A 19,139-nucleotide genomic window follows, 5' to 3' on the forward strand; every position below is an offset into this window, starting at 1 on the left:
CGTCAGTCATCACCGTCCTCGGCGTCGAAGTCGACGTACTCGAACCCCTCTATCTCCTTGTCCGGACCGCCGCCGTCGTCCTCGTCGTCTTCCGTGAAGATCGAGTCGTCGTCCGCGCTGTCGATCTCGTCGAAGATCGACCCCGACTCCTCGACGTCCTCGGCGTCGTCGTCGCTGAACACGTCACCGCCCTCACCGGTGTCGAACATCGACTCGGCGGCTGCCGGATCGACCGACGTTCGGTCCTCGGTGGCGTCGGTCCCCTCGTTCTCGTCCGGCGCCGACGCGTCCGCGGCGTCGGGCGTCCGTTCGGCCTCCACGTCCGGCGTTTCGGCGCCCGGCGTCCGTTCCGGGTCCGGCGTTTCGGCGTCCGATGCAGTGTCCGCGGACGTGTCGACGCTCGGCGTTTCGGCGTCGGTCGGCGGTCGGTCCGTCGAGTCCTCGTCAACCGGTCGGGCGGGCTCCGCGTCGGCGTCCGGTTCGGTCGCCGGTTCGTCGGTGGCCGGTGCCGGTTCGGCTGGCTCCGGTGTCGGTTCGTGTGGTCCAGTCGCTGGTTCATCCGGCTCAACCGATTCGGGGGCGTCGTCAGCCGAACTGTCCGGTTCCGAGTCCGACCGGTCGCCGAACGGGCCGTCGACGTCGCCCTCGAAGTCGTCGGTCGTCGGACCGCCGAATCCGTCGTCCGCGTCGTCGAACAGCGACCCGTCGTCCGCGGGTTCGGGGTCGTCGCTGAACACTCCTCCCGCTTCGGCGTCGTCGCCGAAGACGGAGCCGGCTTCGGTCTCCTCGGCATCGGGTTTCTCGGAGCCGAACCCGGTGTCGGCGTCTTCGGTCTCAGTCGCGGCTGCTGCTTCGGTCGACTCGGTTTCGGCGGGCTCCGCGTCGGCGTCCGGTTCGACCGGTTCCGTTTCTGCGTCCGCCTCGGCCGAGTCCGCTCGGGCGGCCGCTTCAGCAGACTCCGCCCCGACATCCGGTTCGGCGGACTCGGGGTCGGCGTCGGCAGGTTCCGTCGCTGCTTCGGCGTCCGTCCGGTCGGTCGACGCCTCGGCTTCAGCCGTTTCGATGGGCGTATCCGTTTCGGACGGCTCGGACGCCGAGTCCGCGTCGATGCCGGAGGCAGCGTCCGACTCCGCCGGTTCGGCAGCCGGCAGCGCGTCCGAAGTTTCGCTCGACTGGTCCTGCGAGGGCGACGCCGACTCCCCAGCGTCGACGGTCTCGCCCCCGCTCGCCGGCGACGGTTCGTCCGGCGCCTCCGCGTCGTCCGGGCTCTCGATGGCCGGCGTCGACGCGCTCGGCGAGTCGGCCGCGTCGGCGGACGCTCCGTCGGCCGCGGCGTCGGCGTCGCCGGTCTCGGTGTCGAGGTTGTCGATGGCGTCCCGGGCTTCGGACGGTACCTCCTCGCCCGACGCGTCCGCGTCGGCGCCGTCGTCGAAGAAGAAGCCGCCGTCGTCGCTGAACCAGTCGGGCTCCTCGACGTCCTCGCCGGCGTCGCCGAAGGAGATGCTGTCGCCGTCGATGCCGAAGGCGTCCTCGTCGGGCGTCGAGTCGTCGAACTCGAACTCGTCGCCCCCGTCGTCGCCGGTCAGTTCCGGCTCCGAGGCTTCCTCGACGCCGTCGAGGGCGCTCGCCAGACCGCTCGGGGTCTTGCCCTTGTACTCCTGGAGGATCGACTCCTCGGCGCGTTCGAGAACGTCGGTCACCTCGTTCATCCCCTCCTGATCGGGGTCGGGACGGGGGACGAGCTCTTCTTTCTCGGGATCGACGTCGATCAGGACGCTCTCCATCTCCCGGAGGTCTTCGAGACTGTCCTCCAGAACGCCGTTGGCGATCAGCGTCAGGATCGTCTCCGGATCGTTGATGAAGGCCTGGATCGTCGCCGCGACCTGCGCGTACTCGTTGAGGTCGTTCTTGATGAGGTACGCGAGGATCACCCGGCGCTTCTCGAGTTCCCGGTCGAGCCGCTCCTGGCCCCACCCGCGGTCGAACTTGATCTCCTCCAAGGTGTTCGACTCGCCCATCTTCAGGAACTCGTCTGTCTCGGCCTGCCACTGGTAGACGTCCTGGACGTTGATTTCGTCGTTCTCGGCGTCGTAGTGGTTGACCTCGGTCAGCACCTTGTTCCGGCGGACCTTGTTGCCCTGGACGCGGGTCTGGGTCTGGATCGACACCAGGTCCAGCGCCGTGAACATCGTCTTCGAGACGTTGATCGGCGCCGTGGTGAACCGCTTGAGCACTTCGCCGACCGAGTCTGCGTGGAACGTGGTGTAGGTGGTGTGGCCGGTCGACATCACCTGGAACAGCGTCCGGCCCTCCTCCCCGCGGATCTCGCCCATCACGATGTAGTCGGGACGCTGGCGGAGCGCGGCCTCCAGCAGGTCGAACTCGTCGACGTCGCCCTGCGAGTCGTCAGAGAACGACGGGCGCGTGATGCTGGCGATCCAGTTTCGCTGGGGTAGCTCGACCTCGCGGGTGTCCTCGATGGAGACGATCTTCGTGTTGCTCGGGATGAACAGCGAGACGGCGTTCAGGCTCGTCGTCTTCCCCGAAGCCGTACCGCCCGCGAAGATCAGGCTCTTGTGGTTCTCGATGCAGAGCCAGAGGAACGCCATCTCGTCGAGCGAGAACGTCGTCCAGTTGATCAGGTCGATCGGCGTGAAGGGGACGTCCTTGAACTGACGGATCGTGTAGTTGGTCCCGTGGTCGGACACCTCGCGCCCCAGCGTCAGCTGAGAGCGCGACCCGTCGGGTAGCGTGGCGTCGACCTGGGGTCGGCGCTTGCTGATCCCTTTGCCCGAGCGCTGGGCCATCTTGACGACGAAGTCGTCGAGCTCCTCCTCGCCGTGGTAGATGTTCGTGATGATCTGCTCGTAGTCGCTGTGGTAGACGAAGACGGGCGAGTTGTACCCGTCGCAGGAGATGTCCTCGACGTTGATGTCGTGCTTGATCGGGTCGATCCGCTCGTAGCCGATGAAGTTCCGCTTCAGCAGGTAGAGTAGCTTCTCGACCTGGTACTCCGTCAGCGTCTCGGGGTCGTCCTCCAGTACGGCGGGTTCGGGTCGCGCCTCGATGCCGTGGAGCCCGCCGTCGTCCTCGTCGTCGGGCTCGACGTCGCGGCCGAGCAGCTTCTTGATCTCCGTCACGTAGTCGCCGCTGCCGCTACCGGGGCTGGTAAAGAGGTCGTAGCGCTGGAGCAGTTTCTTGGTCTCCCGATCGATCACGTCCTTGCGGACTGACTCGTCGCCCCCGGTCGCGATGTCGTCGTCGGCGTACTTGATCGCGGTTCGGAGCTTCCCGGAGAGGAACTCCTGCAGGTCGATTTCGATCTCGTTGAGGTGGGGCTCGATCGCGTAGTACTTCTTCTCGTTTTCCTTCTCGGAGTGAAACAGGATGATGAACGAGTAGGGTTTGTTGACCCAGTAGCGGTTCTCCTCCCGGAAGTGGATCTTCTTCTCCATCGGGACGGCCTTCTCGAGGTCGTAGCGGTTGACCACGGTGGTGTGGCCCTCGACTGTCGAGAAGAACTCGTCTTCGGCCTCGTGTTCGACGTTGACGGTCCGTTCGTCGACGAGATCGGCCAGCTCCTCGGCCTTCGAGTTGCCCTCGAACAGCTTGTTCTCTACGTCCTCGGGCTCGAAGCCGAGATGCTCTTCGGGCTCGAAGGGAACTTTCTCGCCGTCCTCGCGGGGCGCCTCGACGCCGGTGCCGCGCCCCTCGTAGTAGAACTCCTGTTTGAAATGCTCCCACTCGTAGGCGTCCTTGACGCAGGGCGTCTGGACGGGGTCGATGTACTCCCAGAGCGTCCGGTCGACGTCCTCGGCGATCTCCTCGTGGTCGCCGAACACGGACCCCAGCTCGTCGGGATGAAATCCGAGATACGGGACGGGGTCGAACTGCACGCGGTTCCAGTCGGCTCCGGACGGTTTCTCCGGTTCGGCGTCCTCGTCGTCGTCGGCACCGGCGTCGAGGCCGAGACGCTCGTCCTCGGGATCCGGATACAGCTCCGAGACCTCGGTACCGTATCCGAACTCCTCCATGAAATCCGCCCACGTGTACCCCCCGACACTCGCGGGCGTCGCGTCCGATGACGGATCCCCGTCGTCCTCGGAGGTGGCCGACTCATCGGCGCCGTCGAATCGTCCAGAACCCGACTGGTCGGCGTCGTCGATAGCCATTGGATACACCCTTTCTTTGACCAATCATAAAACCTTCCGACAATTATTACTGCTGATAACTACGTTGGCCGCCGGACAGTCACGACGGTAGATTGGCCGACCCCCGGACACGTGCCGCGCTCTCGGCATCTATCGTCGATTATTGCTCAGCCATCCCGCTATCATTACTTCTACCTAGTTATAGAATTTTAACGTGTTTGGGACCCCGTTCATAAGGCGGTCATGGAAGATTCGAGGCTACAACCCCACCCTTCTGGGCGGGGAGGATGTCAAATGCAGCTACCTGAGCATCGCGCCTGCGGGATGCGTGGCACAAACTTCCGGATCGTACCCTGCGTCGGTCAGCCCGGTCCCGAGTGCGAACACCGTCTCGCCGAGCATCGCCATCGACGCCTGCCCGCCGGCCTCGCTGACGTCCTGAATCGCCTCTCCGACCCGCTCGCTCAACAGCTCCGCCTCCCGAGCGAAGCGGCGCGAGGCGAAGATAAAACTCGACAGCGTCGGCTCGCGCACGACCCGGGAGAGCGCGCGCTCGCCCGCCTCGTCGATCGGGTCAGTCTCGCCGCCGAGCACCGCTTCGGTGTCGAGTTCCCCGAACGTGACGTATTCGACGCGTGCGCGTGCGGGGACGGCGTCGAGCAGGTTGTGCTGGGGCCCGCCGGGTTCGAGCCTGATCGGGACGCCGCCCCGCGCCTGCGCGACCACGTCCCCGAGCCCGGTTCCGGACTGGACCTCCGCGCCGTGGGCGATCGTCACGAGCTCGTTCTCCGAGAGCGCCAGTCCGAGCGCGCGGTTGGCCGCCAACGCCGTCCCGAGCGACAGTGCCCCCGAGACGCCGAACCCCGATCCGAGCGGGAGCTCCGATTCGGCCGTCACGACCGCGTCGGCGTCCAGCGCGTCGAGGACGCGCTCGACCGGCTCGACGTCGATGCTCGCGCCGTCGAGATACATCTCGCGCTCGTCGGCCGGCCGCACCGTCACCTCGACGCCGTCGGTCAGCGCCAGTCCGGCGCCCTGCGATCCGGCCTTCGTCGGGTCGTCGTCCTCCGAGACGGTGAAAAAACCGGTGACGTGGCCCGGCACGAACGCGGTCGCCTCGTCGCTCATCGTCGTCCTCCTCGGTCTCGTCCCAGCCCGGTCATTGGAGCGGTCTTTCCGGCGGATCCCAATAAGCGTACAGATTGGCGGTCGGCGATACTCGTGTGGATCGAGACCGGCGCCGCGGCGTCTCGACGAGCAAAGCGAGTCGGGGCTCGAAGCGCGACGCGCTTCGGCGCCGAGACGCCGCGCCGAAACTGCTTCAGTTTCGATCGGGCAACTGCACCCGCCCTTCCCGGTTCATGTCGGCGTCCATCTCGAGGTCGCCCCGGTCGCGCAGCTCCTCCAGTTCGGTCTTGGCGCCGCCGCGATCGTAGTCGGCGAGCACGGTCGCGGCGTCGAGCAGTAGCTGTTCGGGGACGCCCCGGCCCTGCCCGCCGCGGTCGGTGCCGCGGGGCGAGGTTTCGATGTCCTCGGCCATCACCCGAACGAACGCTCGCAGATCGTCCCCGGGACCGAGCTGCTCGTGCCAGCGCTTCGGGAAGTTGCTCACCCGGTCGGTACCGACGCGGTAAAACGCATCCTCTCCCGTCCACGTCTCGCTGTCCTCGGTGCGCCGGTCGATCTGTTCGCGGACGACGTCGGCGCTGCGGGGGAAGACGTTCTTCTCGACGAGCGCCTCGACGTAGGCGTCGAGCTGGTCGTCGCTGACGCCCGGCCGCTCGTCGTCGTCGTAGCGTTCGATGTACAGGAGCAGCTCGCCGACGAGCAGCGACTCGCCCTCGCGCTCGGCCTGTTCGAGAACGTAGTCGTTCGGTTCCGGATCGGTCACGTGCGAGTTGCCCACGGGCGCGCGCAAAAGCGTGGGGGCAGGACCGGCCGGGCGACCGAGTCAGCGGTCGACCGACCCGATCAGCGCACCGACTCCAGCAGCAGGCGCTGCTCGACGCGCTCGACGCGCTGTTGGACGTCGCGGACGGCGTCGGCGTTGGCGCTGATCGAGGTGATCCCCTCGTCGACGAGGAACTCCACCATCTCGGGCTTCGAGCCCGCCTGCCCGCAGATGCTGGTCTCGACGCCGCGCTCGCGGCACGTCTGGATCGTCTCGGAGATCAGGTCGAGCACCGCGGGGTGGAGCTCGTCGAAGCGGTCCGCGACGGCGCCGTTGTTGCGGTCGACCGCCAGCGTGTACTGGGTGAGGTCGTTGGTCCCGAACGAGGCGAAGTCGATGCCCGCGTCGGCCATCTTCTCGACGCCCAGCGCGGCGGCAGGCGTCTCGATCATCGCGCCCCACGAGCGCTTGTCGGGGTCGATGCCCGCGGCCTCCATCTCCCGGCGGGCGCCCAGCACGTCCTCGGCGTCGTTGACCAGCGGGAACATGATCTCGACGTTGTCGTACCCCTTCTCGTAGAGGCGCCGGAACGCGGCCAGTTCGTGGCGGAACGTTTCGGGCTTGTCGAGGCTCCGCCGGATGCCACGGTAGCCCAGCATCGGGTTGTGCTCCTCGGGCTCGTCCTCACCGCCCTCCAGTTCGCGGAACTCGTCGGTCGGCGCGTCGAGCGTGCGCACGCGGACCGGTCGGGGGTAGAACTCGTCGGCCACGGTGCTGATGCCGTCGACCAGCTCGTCGACGAACGCGCGCTCGCCGTGATCCTCGACGTAGCGCTCGGGCGTCTTGCCCAGCGAGATGACCATGTGCTCCATCCTGAGCAGGCCGACGCCGTCGGCGCCGGTCGCCGCCGCGCGCCGCGCGGCCGACGCCTCCGGGATCGAGAGGTTCACCTTCACCTCCGTCGCGGTCATCGGCTTGGCCTGCCGGGGCTGGCCGGCGCTCTCGCCCGCAGCCTGCTGGGCCCCGCCAGCGTCCTCGGCGGTTGCGGTGTCGGTCTCCCCCTCGGTGACGGCCCCTCGTTCGCCGTCGATCGTCACGACTTGACCGTCCTCGAGCGTCGAGGTCGCGCCGCCGGTGCCGACGACGGCGGGGACTTCCAGTTCCCGCGAGACGATGGCGGCGTGGCTGGTCATCCCGCCCTCGTCGGTGACGAGCCCGACGGCCCGTTTCATCGCGGGCACCATGTCCGGCGTCGTCATCTCGGTGACGATCACGTCGCCCTCGCGCACACGGTCCAGTTCGTCGAGCTGGTCGACGACGCGAACGGCGCCGCTCGCTCTGCCGGGACTGGCGCCCAGTCCGGAGACGAGGACCTCGCCGGTCTCGTCGCCGCCGGACTGCTCGGCGACGGTCCCGCTGCCGGACTCCTCGGCGACTGCCCCGCTGCCGTCGGTCGCGCTGGCTCGGGCGTCCCCCGAATCGGCGCCGGCGCCCTGGGAATCGAGGTCCATGTCGCCGAGCGCGCCCTCGGACGCCGACCCCGACTCGTCGTCGATCGTCGTGATCGGGCGGGACTGGAGCATGTGGACCTCGCCGTCCACCATCGCCCACTCGACGTCCTGGGGCGTCCCGTAGTGGTCCTCGACGGCCTCGCCGAGTTCGACGAGCGCCGCCAGATCGTCGTCGGAGAGTACGCGTTGCTCGCGGCGATCCTCGGGCACCTGTCGCTCGACGGTCTCGCCCGTCTCCTCGTCCTTGACGTGCATCACCTTCTTGTCGGCGACGGTGACCTGTTCGACGGCGCCGGTCTCGCGGTCGACCACGTAGTTGTCCGGCGACACCGATCCGGAGACGACCGCCTCCCCGAGCCCCCACGCGGACTCGACGACCATCCGCGGATCGCCGGTCGAGGGGTGGCTCGTGAACATGACGCCGCTGCGGTCGGCGTCGACCATCCGCTGGACGACGACCGCGATGTCGACGATGCTGTGGTCGAACCCCTGCTTCTGCCGGTAGTAGATCGCGCGCCGGGTGAACAGCGACGCCCAGCACTCCCGCACGCGTTCGAGCAGGTCCTCCTCGGTGACGTTCAAAAACGTCTCCTGCTGGCCGGCGAAGCTCGCGTCCGGCAGGTCCTCGGCGGTCGCCGACGAGCGCACGGCCACGAACGGGTCGTCGCCCAGTTCGCCGTAGGCCTCGAGGATCTCGGCCCGAAGCTCGTCGGGTAGGGGCGCGTCCAGGATTAGCTCCTGGGCGCGCTCGGCGGCGTCGGACAGCGCGGCCGAATCCTCGACGTCGACGTCGACGACCGAGAACAGCTCCTCGTCGATCCCGGTCGACTCGAGGAACGACCTGTAGGCCGACGCGCCGACGACGAATCCCGAGGGGACGGGCAGATCCGCGCCCGTCAGTTCGCCAAGCGACGCGCCCTTACCGCCGACCGCGTCAACATCATCGGCACCGATCTCGTCCAGCCAGAGCACTCCCATCTGTGTTCGGGTGATCCACGAGGGCGGTTAAGAACTTTTCTAATAACTATTATAGATTGGAACGCGTATCCGAGTAAATTCTGTGAGCGGAAGCGCCTCGAAGTCGACCGAACCGGCGCAAGCCCGGTCGAGCGGTGACGTCTCGCCGCCTACATTTATCTGGGACGAACGTCTCTCCAACGAGCATGCGACTGACAACCTCGCTTCGGTGGGCACTGTACTACCGCGGCCTCGCGCTGCTTTCCTTCCTCGTCGGCGCGGCCGTGGCGGCCGCCGGCGTCTGGATCGGCCTCTACGACGTGCTGGTGGCGGTGCTCGATCTGGCCTCGGGCGGCGGATCCGTCTCGGACGCCCTGGCGTCGTCGCGCCCGATCGCGGGCGGCGCGCTGGTGGTGCTCGGCTTCGCGATCTGGCAGCTCGGCAAGACCGCGGCGTTCTACAAGACGCTGACGCAGGCGACCGAGTCGGAGATGGCCGATCGGTTCGACACTCAGACCGTCAAAAGCGAGATTCTCGCGGCGCTCGACGAGCAGCTCTCGGAGCTGCACGCGGACGTGGAGACGACCCGTCGGCAGGTCAGCCGGCTGAACCGCGAGGACCACGCGGACGAGCTCGTCGACGACGCCGTCGGGGCCGAAACGCCCGCGAGCGGCGACGATCGCGGTACGGCGTCGGGCACCGGACGCGGAACGGCGTCGAACAGCGACGATCGCCGGTCGGGGGAGTCGCCGACGGAGAACGAGACGCCCTCGGGAACTCCCGAGAACCGGTAAGTCGACCCGCCTCAGGCTTCGACGATCTCGTCCGATTCGATCTCCGGCACCGCGATCGTTCCTTCCAGACTCGTCACGCCGGCGCCGCCGACGCGGATCTTCTCGCCCACTTCGACCCGCACCTCGCCGGGCCGATCGAGCACGTGGCCCTGCTCGAACAGCAGCTCGTCGGGGAGATCGCCGCCGAACGCGTCCGTGCGTCGGAGGTAGGCGCCGACGGCGCCCGAGGCGGTGCCGGTGACCGGATCCTCGGGGACGCCCGCGCCGGGCGCGAACATCCGACCGTGGAGCGTCGCGTCGGGCGAGAGCGCGTCGAACGTAAAGAGGTAGAGCCCGGTCGCGCCGACCTCCTCGCACAGCGCCTCGATCGCGGCCGGGTCGGGGTCGGCGCCCGTGACCTGCCGGAAGTACGTCGCCGGGACGACGAGGAAGGGAAGGCCGGTCGAGGCGACCGCCAGGGGGAGGTCGATCTCCAGCTCGCGGAGCGCGACGCCGTCGATCCCCAGCGCGTCGGCGACCCGATCGTAGTCGAGGTCGACCTCGCGGAACTCGGGGCGGTCCTGGGTCATCCAGACGACGCCGTCCTCGCCGATCTCGACGTCGAGGACCCCGACGTTCGTTTCGAGGGTGTGCTCGCCAGCCGGCAGCTCCTCGGCCTCGCGAAGGTAGACGTGGCTGCCGATCGTGGCGTGCCCGCAGAGGTCGACCTCCTCGGTCGGCGTGAAGTAGCGCACCTTCCGGTCGGCGGGCCCGCTGGGCAGCAGGAACGCGGTCTCGCTGACCGACAGCTCCCGCGCGATCGCCTGCATCTGCTCCTCGGACAGTCCCTCGGCGTCCGGGACGACCCCGGCCGGGTTGCCGGCCAGCGGCTCCTCGGTGAACGCGTCGACGAGGGCGACCTCGAGTGTGTCGTCGCTCATGCCAGGGTACAACGGGGACCGCACTCAAAGGAGTGACGCCACGGGCGGGTCGGTCGGACGAGCCGATCGACGGCGTCAGCGTCCGGCGGCGTCCGCAGGCGTCTCAGAGCCCGTCGAGCCAGTCGGCCAGATCGGTCACGACCGACTCGGCGACGTTGTTCGGGACGGAGTACTCCGCCGGAACGGAGGTGCCGTATCCGGGCATGAACATGTGGTTCAACTGTTCGTACGACTCGAAGGCGGCGTCCGAATCGTCGGATAGCTCGGACTGCCAGAGGCCGAAATCGTCCTCCGGCGACACCTGATAGTCCCGCTGGCCCTGAAGGAACTGCATCGGAACGGACAGGTCGGCGGCCGTCGCGACCTGATCGTAGTCCGCGATGCTGTCCCAGAACGCGCCGGACTCCTGGAACAGCTGCTCGTCGTCCTCGTAGTTCCCGTTACGGATCTGCTCGGCCATGTTCCGGGCGGCCTGCAGCTGGTTCTGCGCGACGTCGAGGCTGTGATCGCCGAGGTTCGCGAGGTACTCGTACTGCTCGACGAACACGTCCGGCAGCGGGCGCGCGGGGGCCGCGAGCGCGACACCGCCGGCCAGCTCGTCCGATCGCTCGACGATCCGCGGCATCGCCATGCCGCCGAGGCTGTGGCCGACCGCCGCGACCGGACCGACCGGCTCGGCCTGCCGGATGCGGTCGACGGCCGCCAGCGTGTCCGAGACGACGATCCGGTCGAACGTCGCCTCCGCGGGCGCCACGTTGCAGGCGTACGTGCGCTTGTCGAACCGCAGCGCGGCGACGCCGTTGCTCGCCAGTCCCTCGGCGATGTCCTTGAACGGCTTGTTCGGACTGCCGCGGCGGGACTCGTTGCGGTCGACCGGACCGCTCCCGTGGACGAGGACGACGCCGGGCACCTCCCCGTCCGCGTCCTGACGAGCCTGCGAGTCAGGGCTCGACGAGCTTCGCTCGTCGGCGTCGGGAAGCGTCAGCGTCCCCTCGATGAGACAGTCCTCGACGTCGAGTTCGACCGTTCGCTCCTCGAACGAGTTCGCGTCGACGTACGACGGGCTGGCGTACTCGCCGACGACGACGGCACCGAGCAGCTGCGGGTCGTCGGTGTGGGTGACCTGCAGATCGGCGTCGGCCTCCGCGAACGCGAGCGTCGCGACGACGGCGCTCCGTCCCTGTACGGTCGTCGTCTCGGTTTCGGCGATCTCGACGTACTCGTTGCCGGCGGCCGTTAGCCCCATCCAGAGCCGTTCGAGCTGGGCGACGAGGCGGTCCTGACTGGCGATCTCCGAGGAAAATCGTTCGGCAGCGCGCTCGTACTCGCCGGCCGAGAGGTCCCCGACCATGGCGGTCACGAGCGCTTCGGGCGTCTCCGGCTCCCCGTCGTCGCCGGTCGACTCGTTGTTCTCGCCGGGCGACGGGTCGTCGCCGTCTCCGGGATCGTCCGAGAACAGCCCCGTACAGCCTGCGACCGACGCCGCGGTCGCGGTCGTCACCCCGGCGAGTAGCGATCGCCGGGTCGATTCTCGTTTGTCCATCGTGTCGAGAATACGTAAGGTGGCGTTAAATTATTTTACATTCCGCGGAACGAATCTTTAGTCGGTACTCTCCACCCCGCGTCCGGCATACGCGTCTGCGGTGTCGAGACGCACCACTTTAGGCGGTGCGACGCCCTCCCGTAGGCATGGGCGAGCTTCCGGACGAGTTCAAGTGCACGGTCTCCGACTGGGACTACATCTACAGCCTCTGTCGGACGGTTAGCGAGCAGGTCAAGGCCGCGGAGTTCGAGCCCGACGTCGTCGTCGCGCTCGCGCGAGGCGGCTGGTTCGCCGGGCGGTGTCTCTGTGACTTCCTCGGGCTCGACGACCTGACGAGCCTGAAGATGGAACACTACGTCGGAACGGGTCAGAAGGCCGACGAGCCCCAGGTCCGCTACCCGATGCCGGAGGGCAGCGTCGAGGGCAAGGACGTGCTGATCATCGACGACATCGCCGACACCGGCGGGTCGATCGAGCGCGCCCACGAGTACGTCACCGACCGGAACCCCGGCGAAGTGCGGACCGCCACCCTGCAGCTGCTCCAGACAAGCGAGTTCGAGCCGGAGTTCGTCGGCGAGCGCTTGGAGGAGTGGGCCTGGATCGTCTACCCCTGGAACTTCATCGAGGACATGATCGAGCTGATCGAGGGCGTCATGGAGAAAGCCGACCAGGACGCGTTCGACGACGAGGACGTGCGCCACTACCTCTCGGAGTTCCACGACGTCGACCGGATCGAGATGGAGATCGCCCAGCCCGACCGGCTGGACGAGGTGCTGACCGAGATGGAACGCCGCGACGTGATCGAGGCGACGACCGGCGACGGGGACCGCTGGCGGCTGGCGGAGTAGACCGGTCTGTCCGGACGAGCGCCACGGCCGACCACTCAGTCCAGGCGCACGTTGTCGAATACGTGCCGAACGTCGGTCTCCCAGACGATGTTCATGCCGACGGCGACGGTCGCCGCCCCGTCGACGTCGCCGACGTCGTAGCTGAACGTCTTCCAGCCGGAGTGGGCCTCGACGTCGTTGTCGCGATCGAAGTCGACCTCGACGAGCTCGCTCGAGGACTTCTCGCCGGCGTAGAACGCTACCTGCGTCAGGATGTTGAACGACTCCTCGTCGTTGTACACGTCGACGCTGACGGACTCGACGTCCGACAGGTCGACCGTCTGGGCGACCCAGACGGTGCCGTCGTCCGCGCTTCCGTCCAGGTAGAACTCGACCGAGGCGTCCCCATCCGAGGCTCGCCGGTCGACGGTCGTGACGCCGTGGTCGACTTTCTCGGTCGAATCGCCGGGCTCTTCGGGGAGATCTGTACCGACGGTCCAGCCGTTGAGACCGTTCTCGAACGACGGATTCTCGAACGCGACCGGATGGGGCTCGCCCGACTCCGACTCGTTCGGATCGGAATCCTCCGGCTCGGTCTCGTTCGGTGCGGAATCAGACGGATCCGATTCGTCCGGGTCCGTCTCGTTGGGCTCGCCGTCCGAGTCGTCCTCTAGCATTCCTGTGCAACCGGCTGCGGCGGACGCGCCGAGCGCGCACGCCGCGGTGGAGAGCAGTTGTCTGCGTCGCATCGTCGTCGACTTCGGGGTCCCGAGGTAGGTATCTTCTCTAAGCTAAAACGTCCGTTTGATCCACCGCACCGACGACGTGACCGCTCAGCGACGGTTACCGCATCAGAAGGTTCTTACTTGGCCTCACCTACTATCGTCAAGACCCGCTTACCATGCCCGCATCCGATTATCTCGACCTCGCCCGCGCCGAGCCGGGCCGCGTCGTCGCCTACTCGGTCGTCCCCGTTCTCGTCGCGCTCGCGCAGCTGGCGAACGTACTGCACCACGGCATCTCGCCGGTGTACCCCGGTCTGTTCGCGCTGGCGCTGATCGCGTTCGCGGCGCTCGCCGCGCAGTACCACGTCGCGGCCAACCGCGTCGAAGAAGCGTGGTCGGCGACTGCCGGGCAGTCGGCCGACTGAATCAGGCCGTCCGGATCGCGGTGTCCCGATCCTCCGCCTGGCTCCCCTTGTAGGCGTTGTACGCGCCGATCGCCGCCACGATCAGCCCGCTGACGACCGTGCTCCAGAACATTCCGGTTCCCATCGTGAACGTGATGAAGGGAGCGACCAGCAGCCACAGCCCCAGCAGCGCGACCAGCCCGGCGGCCGCGCGGCTGACGTTTTCCTCCTTGGACAGCCGGTAGAAGTTCGCGCCGGCCACCAGGAAGATCGCGGTCCCGACGATCACGTTGTTCCAGCCGGCCGCCGCCAGGCTGATGCCGTCGGCGACGTCGCCGTACACGAACGGGGAGAGCGCGACCCAGGCCCCGAACAGCGACGCGAGTCCGGCCAGCAGCTTCGAGCCGCGCAGATCGACCGTCCGGTGGTCGTCGGCCTCGCGGCGGTCGTCGGTCGTCTCCGCGGTCATATCTCTGTCGGATGTGTCTGCCATGATTGTACCCTCCAATCGGAACGACGTCGCTAAGCCGGGAAAAGGAGTCGACTGTTTATCTCCCGACCTGCGATCGCAGGTAGCTAGCGGCGACTTACTCGCGACGCCTGCGACCGTCGTCCCGGACGTACTCCAGCGCGGAGACGTACTCGGTTGGGTCGACGCGCTCTTCGGACTCGCGGAGACGTTCACGAATTTTCGTTGGAGTCATGTGCTATCATACGACACGCTAGAGCATAACTGCTACGGTGAGCGGTGCTGCGTCGGCAGCGCGACGAGATCAGGTATCGGCGCCGGCCAGCGGTCGTCGACAGCGCCGCTCAGTCCGCGACCGCCGGCTCCTCGGCCTCGACGGCGCTGGGATCCTGGACCCAGAGATCGCCGAACAGCTCGTCCTGCTGGAGCTCGACGTGGCCGCGGTTCGCGAGAAAGAGCAAGGCGAGGTACGTCTCGACGCGGGAGCCGCCGGCGTCGTCGATCTCGGCGTACAGCACCTCGCGTCGCCCCGCGTCGTACTGCTCGCGGAGCACCCGATTGACGTCCTCGATCACCGTCTCGATGTCCTCCTCGTGGGCGTTGCCGGTCACCTCGTCCTCGGTCGGCTCGTCGGCCGCCCGGAGGTCGTCGCCGGAGTGGTAATCGAGCGTCTGAGTGCCCCGCTGGAACCCCTGGGGCGACTCGGTCGTGTCGTACTCGCGGGATTCCTTCCACCAGGTGTCGCGCTCGGCCTCCCGCAGCTCGCGGACGAGCTCGTCGAGCGTCTCGGGCTTGCCCCGGACGCTCTTCCGATCGAGGCGGCGCTCCATCTCGGCTTCGAGCCCCGCGACCGGATCGGGGCCGGCGGGGGCGTCGCCGCCGCTCTCAGGGTCGTCGACGAACGGCTGCTCCCACGGCTCGGGCTCGTCGGGCTCCTCGGTCCCCTCCGAGAGCAGCCCGTCGCCTTTCATCCGGAGGAGCACGCTCGCGTAGAACAGCGCCCGCCCCGAGGTCCGGAGGTCGGCCTCGTCGAGCCGGTCGAGGTACTTGTCGGTCACCGTCACGACGTCGATGTCCCACGGGTCGATCTCGCCCTCCTCGGCGAGATTCACCAGCAGCTCGACCGGTTCGACCTCCTCGTCGTCGTCCTCTCCGTCGCCGGACGCCGCTGCGGCGTCGGGTGAAGCCGTTGCGTCGTCAGGGTGTGCGTCTCCGGCTTCCCCGTCGCCGGACGCCGAAGCGTCCCCGCCGAGACCGCCGGGGAGTCCGTCGTCGCCCGCGTCGTCCGGCCGCTCGCGGTCCTCGTGGCCCGCGATGTTCAGCGGCACGTCGTCGTCAGTCATCCGCGCTCACCTCCCCGTCGCCCGAGCCGTCGAGCTGGATGCCGGTGACCGCGCTGACGTTGTCGCCCTGCATCGTGACGCCGATGGCGCGCTCGGAGCGATCCAGCATCGCCGAGCGGTGGGACACGACGACGAACTGCGCGTCGCCCGCGAGCTCGTCGACCATCTCGCCGACGCGCTCGGCGTTGGCGGCGTCGAGAAAGGCGTCGACCTCGTCTAACGCGTAGAACGGCGCCGGGTTGTACCGCTGGATCGCGAAGATGAAGGCGAGCGCGGTCAGGGACTTCTCGCCGCCCGACATCGCGTCGAGGCGCTGGATCGGCTTGTCGCCGGGCTCGGCCTTCATCGTCATGCCGCCCTCGAAGGGATCCTCGGGATCTTCGAGGTGGAGCGTCCCGGTGCCGTTCGAGAGCCGCTGGAAGATCTCCTCGAACTGGTCGTCGATCGCCTCGTAGGCTTCCATGAACGTCGCTTTCTTCTGGGCCTCGTAGGAGTCGATCCGCTCGCGGATGCCGTCCCGCTCCTCGACGAGGGTGTCGCGGCCCGCTTCGAGTTCTTCGAGGTCTTCCTCGACCTCGTCGTACTCCTCGATCGCGAGCATATTTACGGGTTCGAGCTCCTCCATCTCGGATTCGAGCGTCTCGACCCGCTCGGTGACCTCGTCGTGGTCGGGGATCTCCTCGGGATCGTACTCGCCGACGGCGGCTTCGAGCTCCTCGACCTCCCACTCGAGCCGGTCTTCGGCGTCACGCAGATCCTCCAACTTGCTCTCGACGCGGTCGACGTCGTCCCGGGCGCTGTCGCGCTCGGACTTTGCCGCCTTGAGTTCGTCCTTGAGCTCGGAGCGCTCGTCTTTCAGCTCGGCCAGCTCGTCTTCGAGTTCGAGGACCTCCTGGCGTTTCTCTTCCAGCAGTTCTTCCTTCTCGTCGATCTGATCTTCGAGCTCCGATATCTGCTCCTCGCAGTCGGCCTTGCGATTTTGAGCGTCCTCGATCGTCTCGTTGAGCTCCTCGATCGACTCCTCGGCGTACTGCTTCTCGAGCTGGTACTCGTTGAGATCGGCGTCGAGATCGTCGAGCGTGTCCTCCAGCTCGTCGATCTCGTCCTCGACGGCCTCGGCCTGGCTGGTCAGCTCCGGAATTTCGGAGTCGGCCAGCTCGGTCTCTAGCTCCTCGATGTCGGCGTCGATCTCGGCCAGCTCGTCGTCGGCCTCGTCGAGCTCCTCGTCGATCTCGCTCATGCGCTCGTCGACCGACTCGCGCTCCTCGCGGAGCTCTTCGAGTCGGTCTTCCTTCTCGCCGATGCTCTCGCGAACCGCCTCGATCTCGGCCTCGGTGCTCTCGATCTCCGATTCGATCGAGCGCACCTGATCGTTCGCGTCGGTCTTGCGGTCGCGCGCGTCGTCGAGGCGGTCCTCGACGCCCTGGAGGTCCTCGCGCAGCGAGTCGCGCTCGTCCTGTAGTTCCTGGATCGCCTCTGCGACCCGTTCGAGCTGGCCCTTGCCGGACTTCGAGAACGAGTACCGAGAGCCGCTGGTCGAACCGCCGGTCATCGCGCCGCTCTTCTCGACGAGTTCGCCGTCGAGCGTGACCATCCGGAAATCGCCCATGTACTCGCGCGCGGTGTCCATGTCCTCGACGACGAGCGTGTCGCCGAGCACGTACGAAAAGATGCCCGAGTAGCTCGAATCGAAGTCGACGAGATTGTACGCGAAGTCGACGACGCCCGGATCCGAGGGCTTCGAGGGGAGGCTCCGGGAGTGCATCTCCGTCAGCGGGAGGAAGGTGGCCCGACCCGCGTTGCGCGACTTCAGGTACTCGATGCAGTCCTGGCCGACGCCGTCGTCGTCGACGACGACGTTGGCGAGCCGGCCGCCCGCCGCCGTCTCGCAGGCGGTCGCGTACTGCTGGGAGACGCCGCCGAGCTGGCCGACGGTGCCGTGGACGCCGTCGAGGTCGCCGTTCAGAATCGTCGTCACCGCGCGGCCGTAGGAGCTGTCGCCGCTCTCGTCGGCGCGGGCCTCGAGCTCGGCGTACTCCTGTTGCTTGGCCTGGATCTCGTCCTCGACGTCGGCGATGTCGTCCTGCAGCGACCGCTTTTGCTGCTTGAGATCGTCGACGACCTCCTCGATGTTCTCGGCGTTCGACCGGGCCTTCGTCAGCTCGTTCTGCAGGTCCTCCACGTCGGACTCCAGTTCGGGGATCTGCTCGCGCGCTTCGTCGATCTCGGCCTCGAGGTCCGCGATCTCGTTGGAGCGGCGCCGCGCCTCGTCGAGCAGCCGATCCTTCTCGCGCTGGAGGTCGTTGCGTTCCTCCTTGACCGACTCGCGGTCGGCCTTGCGCTCCTGCAGGTCGGCCTTCAGCTCGTCGAACTCGGTGTCGATGTCGTCGATCTGCTGCTCGATGTCGGCGAGCTCGGCCTCCTTGGACTGGATGTCCGCCTTGACGGAGGACTTCTCGACCTTGATCTCCCGGATGTCGGACTCCAGGTCGTCGATCTCCTCCTGCTTGCGGTCGACCTCGACGAACGCCTCACGACGCTCGTTTTCGGCGGCCTCGCGCTTCTCTTCGGTCGACTCGATCTTGTCCTCGAGCCGGGCGACGTCGCCTTTGATCCCCTCGATCTCGCTTTTGATCTCCAGCTGTTCGTCCTCGCCCTTGCGCTCGATCTCGGCGTTGAGATCCTCGAGATCCTCTTCCAGCCGGACGACCGTACCTTGCTTCTCGTCGAGGTCGCGCTGGAGCTCTTCGAGTTCCGCCTCGCGCTCGGCGATCGACTCGCGGACGTCCGCGAGGTCGTCGCGCTTGTCCTCGAGTTCCGCGGCTTTGAGGTAGCCCTCGTACTCCTCTTTCTCCTCGCGGAGCGACTGGTACTCCAGGGCGGTCTCGCGCTCGTCGCTGAGCTGGTCGAGGCGCTCCTGCTTCTCGTCGATCTTCAGCTGGGCCTCGTCGATCTGGTCCTCGACCGCCTCCAGTTCCTCGAAGGCGTCCTCCTTCTTGGCGTCGAACTCGGCGACGCCGGCGATCTGGTCGATGATCTCCCGGCGCTCGTGGGGCGTCATGTTGATGATCTCGGTCACGTCGCCCTGCATGACGACGTTGTACCCCTCTGGCGTGACGCCGGCCTGCGCGAGCAGGTCCTGGATGTCCGAGAGGTTGACCGAGCGCCCGTTGAGATAGTAGTACGAGTAGTAGTTGTCCTCGGTCTCCTTGACGCGCCGCCGGATCGTCACTTCCTCGACGTCGCCGACGTCCTCGCTCCCGGCGGCGTTGACGATCTGCCCCCGGTCGAGCGAGCCGTCCGAGTTGTCCAGCACGACTTCGACGCTGGCCTCGTTCGGCCCGGCGTTCTCGGCGCCGTCGTCGAACCCAGGGTTGTAGATCAGGTCGGTCAGCTTCTGTGCGCGGATGCCGCGAGCGCGGGCCAGTCCCAGCGCGAACAGCACCGCGTCGATGATGTTCGACTTCCCGCTACCGTTCGGGCCGGTGACGACTGTGAAGTCCTCGTAGAACGGGATGCGGGTCTTGCGGCCGAAGCTCTTGAAGTTTTCCAGAACGAGCTCTTTTATATGCATGCGTTGTCATCTCCCGGGCGACGCCCGCGG

At 67.4% G+C, this 19,139-nt stretch carries 13 protein-coding genes; 3 read left to right on the forward strand and 10 right to left on the reverse strand.

Going from position 1 to position 19,139, the window contains the following annotated elements:
- Positions 1–2: 2 nt before the first annotated feature.
- From ABDZ81_RS00530 to ppsA, 4 genes are all read right to left on the reverse strand, one after another.
- On the reverse strand, positions 3–4,172 hold the full coding sequence (locus ABDZ81_RS00530) for an ATPase, T2SS/T4P/T4SS family (RefSeq protein ID WP_343771852.1): 4,170 nt from the start codon (positions 4,170–4,172) through the stop codon (positions 3–5).
- 279 nt (positions 4,173–4,451) lie between these two features.
- Complete coding sequence (locus tag ABDZ81_RS00535; protein ID WP_343771853.1) at positions 4,452–5,279, reverse strand: pantoate kinase; 828 nt, start codon at positions 5,277–5,279, stop codon at positions 4,452–4,454.
- 193 nt (positions 5,280–5,472) lie between these two features.
- Positions 5,473–6,042, reverse strand: a complete 570-nt coding sequence (locus tag ABDZ81_RS00540; protein WP_343771854.1) for a hypothetical protein — start codon at positions 6,040–6,042, stop codon at positions 5,473–5,475.
- Positions 6,043–6,122: 80 nt separating this feature from the next.
- Positions 6,123–8,531, reverse strand: coding sequence for a phosphoenolpyruvate synthase (gene ppsA / locus ABDZ81_RS00545; RefSeq protein ID WP_343771855.1), 2,409 nt, complete (start codon positions 8,529–8,531; stop codon positions 6,123–6,125).
- 185 nt (positions 8,532–8,716) lie between these two features.
- On the opposite strand from ppsA, the gene ABDZ81_RS00550 reads away from it, so the two are divergent.
- Positions 8,717–9,304, forward strand: coding sequence for a hypothetical protein (locus ABDZ81_RS00550; protein ID WP_343771856.1), 588 nt, complete (start codon positions 8,717–8,719; stop codon positions 9,302–9,304).
- An 11-nt stretch (positions 9,305–9,315) separates the two neighbouring features.
- On the opposite strand, the gene ABDZ81_RS00555 is transcribed toward ABDZ81_RS00550, so the two are convergent.
- Together ABDZ81_RS00555 and ABDZ81_RS00560 are read right to left on the reverse strand one after the other, a co-directional pair.
- On the reverse strand, positions 9,316–10,224 hold the full coding sequence (locus ABDZ81_RS00555) for a PhzF family phenazine biosynthesis protein (RefSeq protein ID WP_343771857.1): 909 nt from the start codon (positions 10,222–10,224) through the stop codon (positions 9,316–9,318).
- A gap of 103 nt (positions 10,225–10,327) precedes the next feature.
- Positions 10,328–11,767, reverse strand: coding sequence for an alpha/beta hydrolase (locus tag ABDZ81_RS00560; protein ID WP_343771858.1), 1,440 nt, complete (start codon positions 11,765–11,767; stop codon positions 10,328–10,330).
- 146 nt (positions 11,768–11,913) lie between these two features.
- Here ABDZ81_RS00560 and ABDZ81_RS00565 point away from each other — a divergent pair, with 146 nt between their 5' ends.
- Complete coding sequence (locus ABDZ81_RS00565) at positions 11,914–12,615, forward strand: phosphoribosyltransferase (protein WP_343771859.1); 702 nt, start codon at positions 11,914–11,916, stop codon at positions 12,613–12,615.
- 35 nt (positions 12,616–12,650) lie between these two features.
- Here the strand turns inward: ABDZ81_RS00565 and ABDZ81_RS00570 are convergent, their stop codons facing one another.
- Positions 12,651–13,343: a hypothetical protein gene (locus ABDZ81_RS00570; protein ID WP_343771860.1), complete on the reverse strand. Its 693-nt coding sequence runs from the start codon at positions 13,341–13,343 to the stop codon at positions 12,651–12,653.
- Between the two features lie 152 nt (positions 13,344–13,495).
- Between ABDZ81_RS00570 and ABDZ81_RS00575 the strand changes: the two genes are divergently transcribed.
- A complete protein-coding gene (locus tag ABDZ81_RS00575; protein ID WP_343771861.1) occupies positions 13,496–13,744 on the forward strand; it encodes a hypothetical protein in 249 nt (82 codons plus the stop codon).
- Between the two features lies 1 nt (position 13,745).
- On the opposite strand, the gene ABDZ81_RS00580 is transcribed toward ABDZ81_RS00575, so the two are convergent.
- The 3 genes from ABDZ81_RS00580 to smc form a co-directional block, all read right to left on the reverse strand.
- A complete protein-coding gene (locus ABDZ81_RS00580) occupies positions 13,746–14,216 on the reverse strand; it encodes an SPW repeat protein (RefSeq protein WP_343771862.1) in 471 nt (156 codons plus the stop codon).
- A 320-nt stretch (positions 14,217–14,536) separates the two neighbouring features.
- The gene (locus tag ABDZ81_RS00585; RefSeq protein WP_343771863.1) at positions 14,537–15,535 is read right to left on the reverse strand and encodes a segregation/condensation protein A; all 999 of its coding nucleotides are present in this window, start codon (positions 15,533–15,535) and stop codon (positions 14,537–14,539) included.
- Positions 15,528–19,109, reverse strand: coding sequence for a chromosome segregation protein SMC (gene smc / locus ABDZ81_RS00590; protein ID WP_343771864.1), 3,582 nt, complete (start codon positions 19,107–19,109; stop codon positions 15,528–15,530). The genes ABDZ81_RS00585 and smc overlap by 8 nt, the downstream gene beginning before the upstream one ends.
- Positions 19,110–19,139 lie beyond the last annotated feature (30 nt).

The organism is Natronoarchaeum mannanilyticum, assembly GCF_039522665.1.
Taxonomy (GTDB): domain Archaea; phylum Halobacteriota; class Halobacteria; order Halobacteriales; family Natronoarchaeaceae; genus Natronoarchaeum; species Natronoarchaeum mannanilyticum.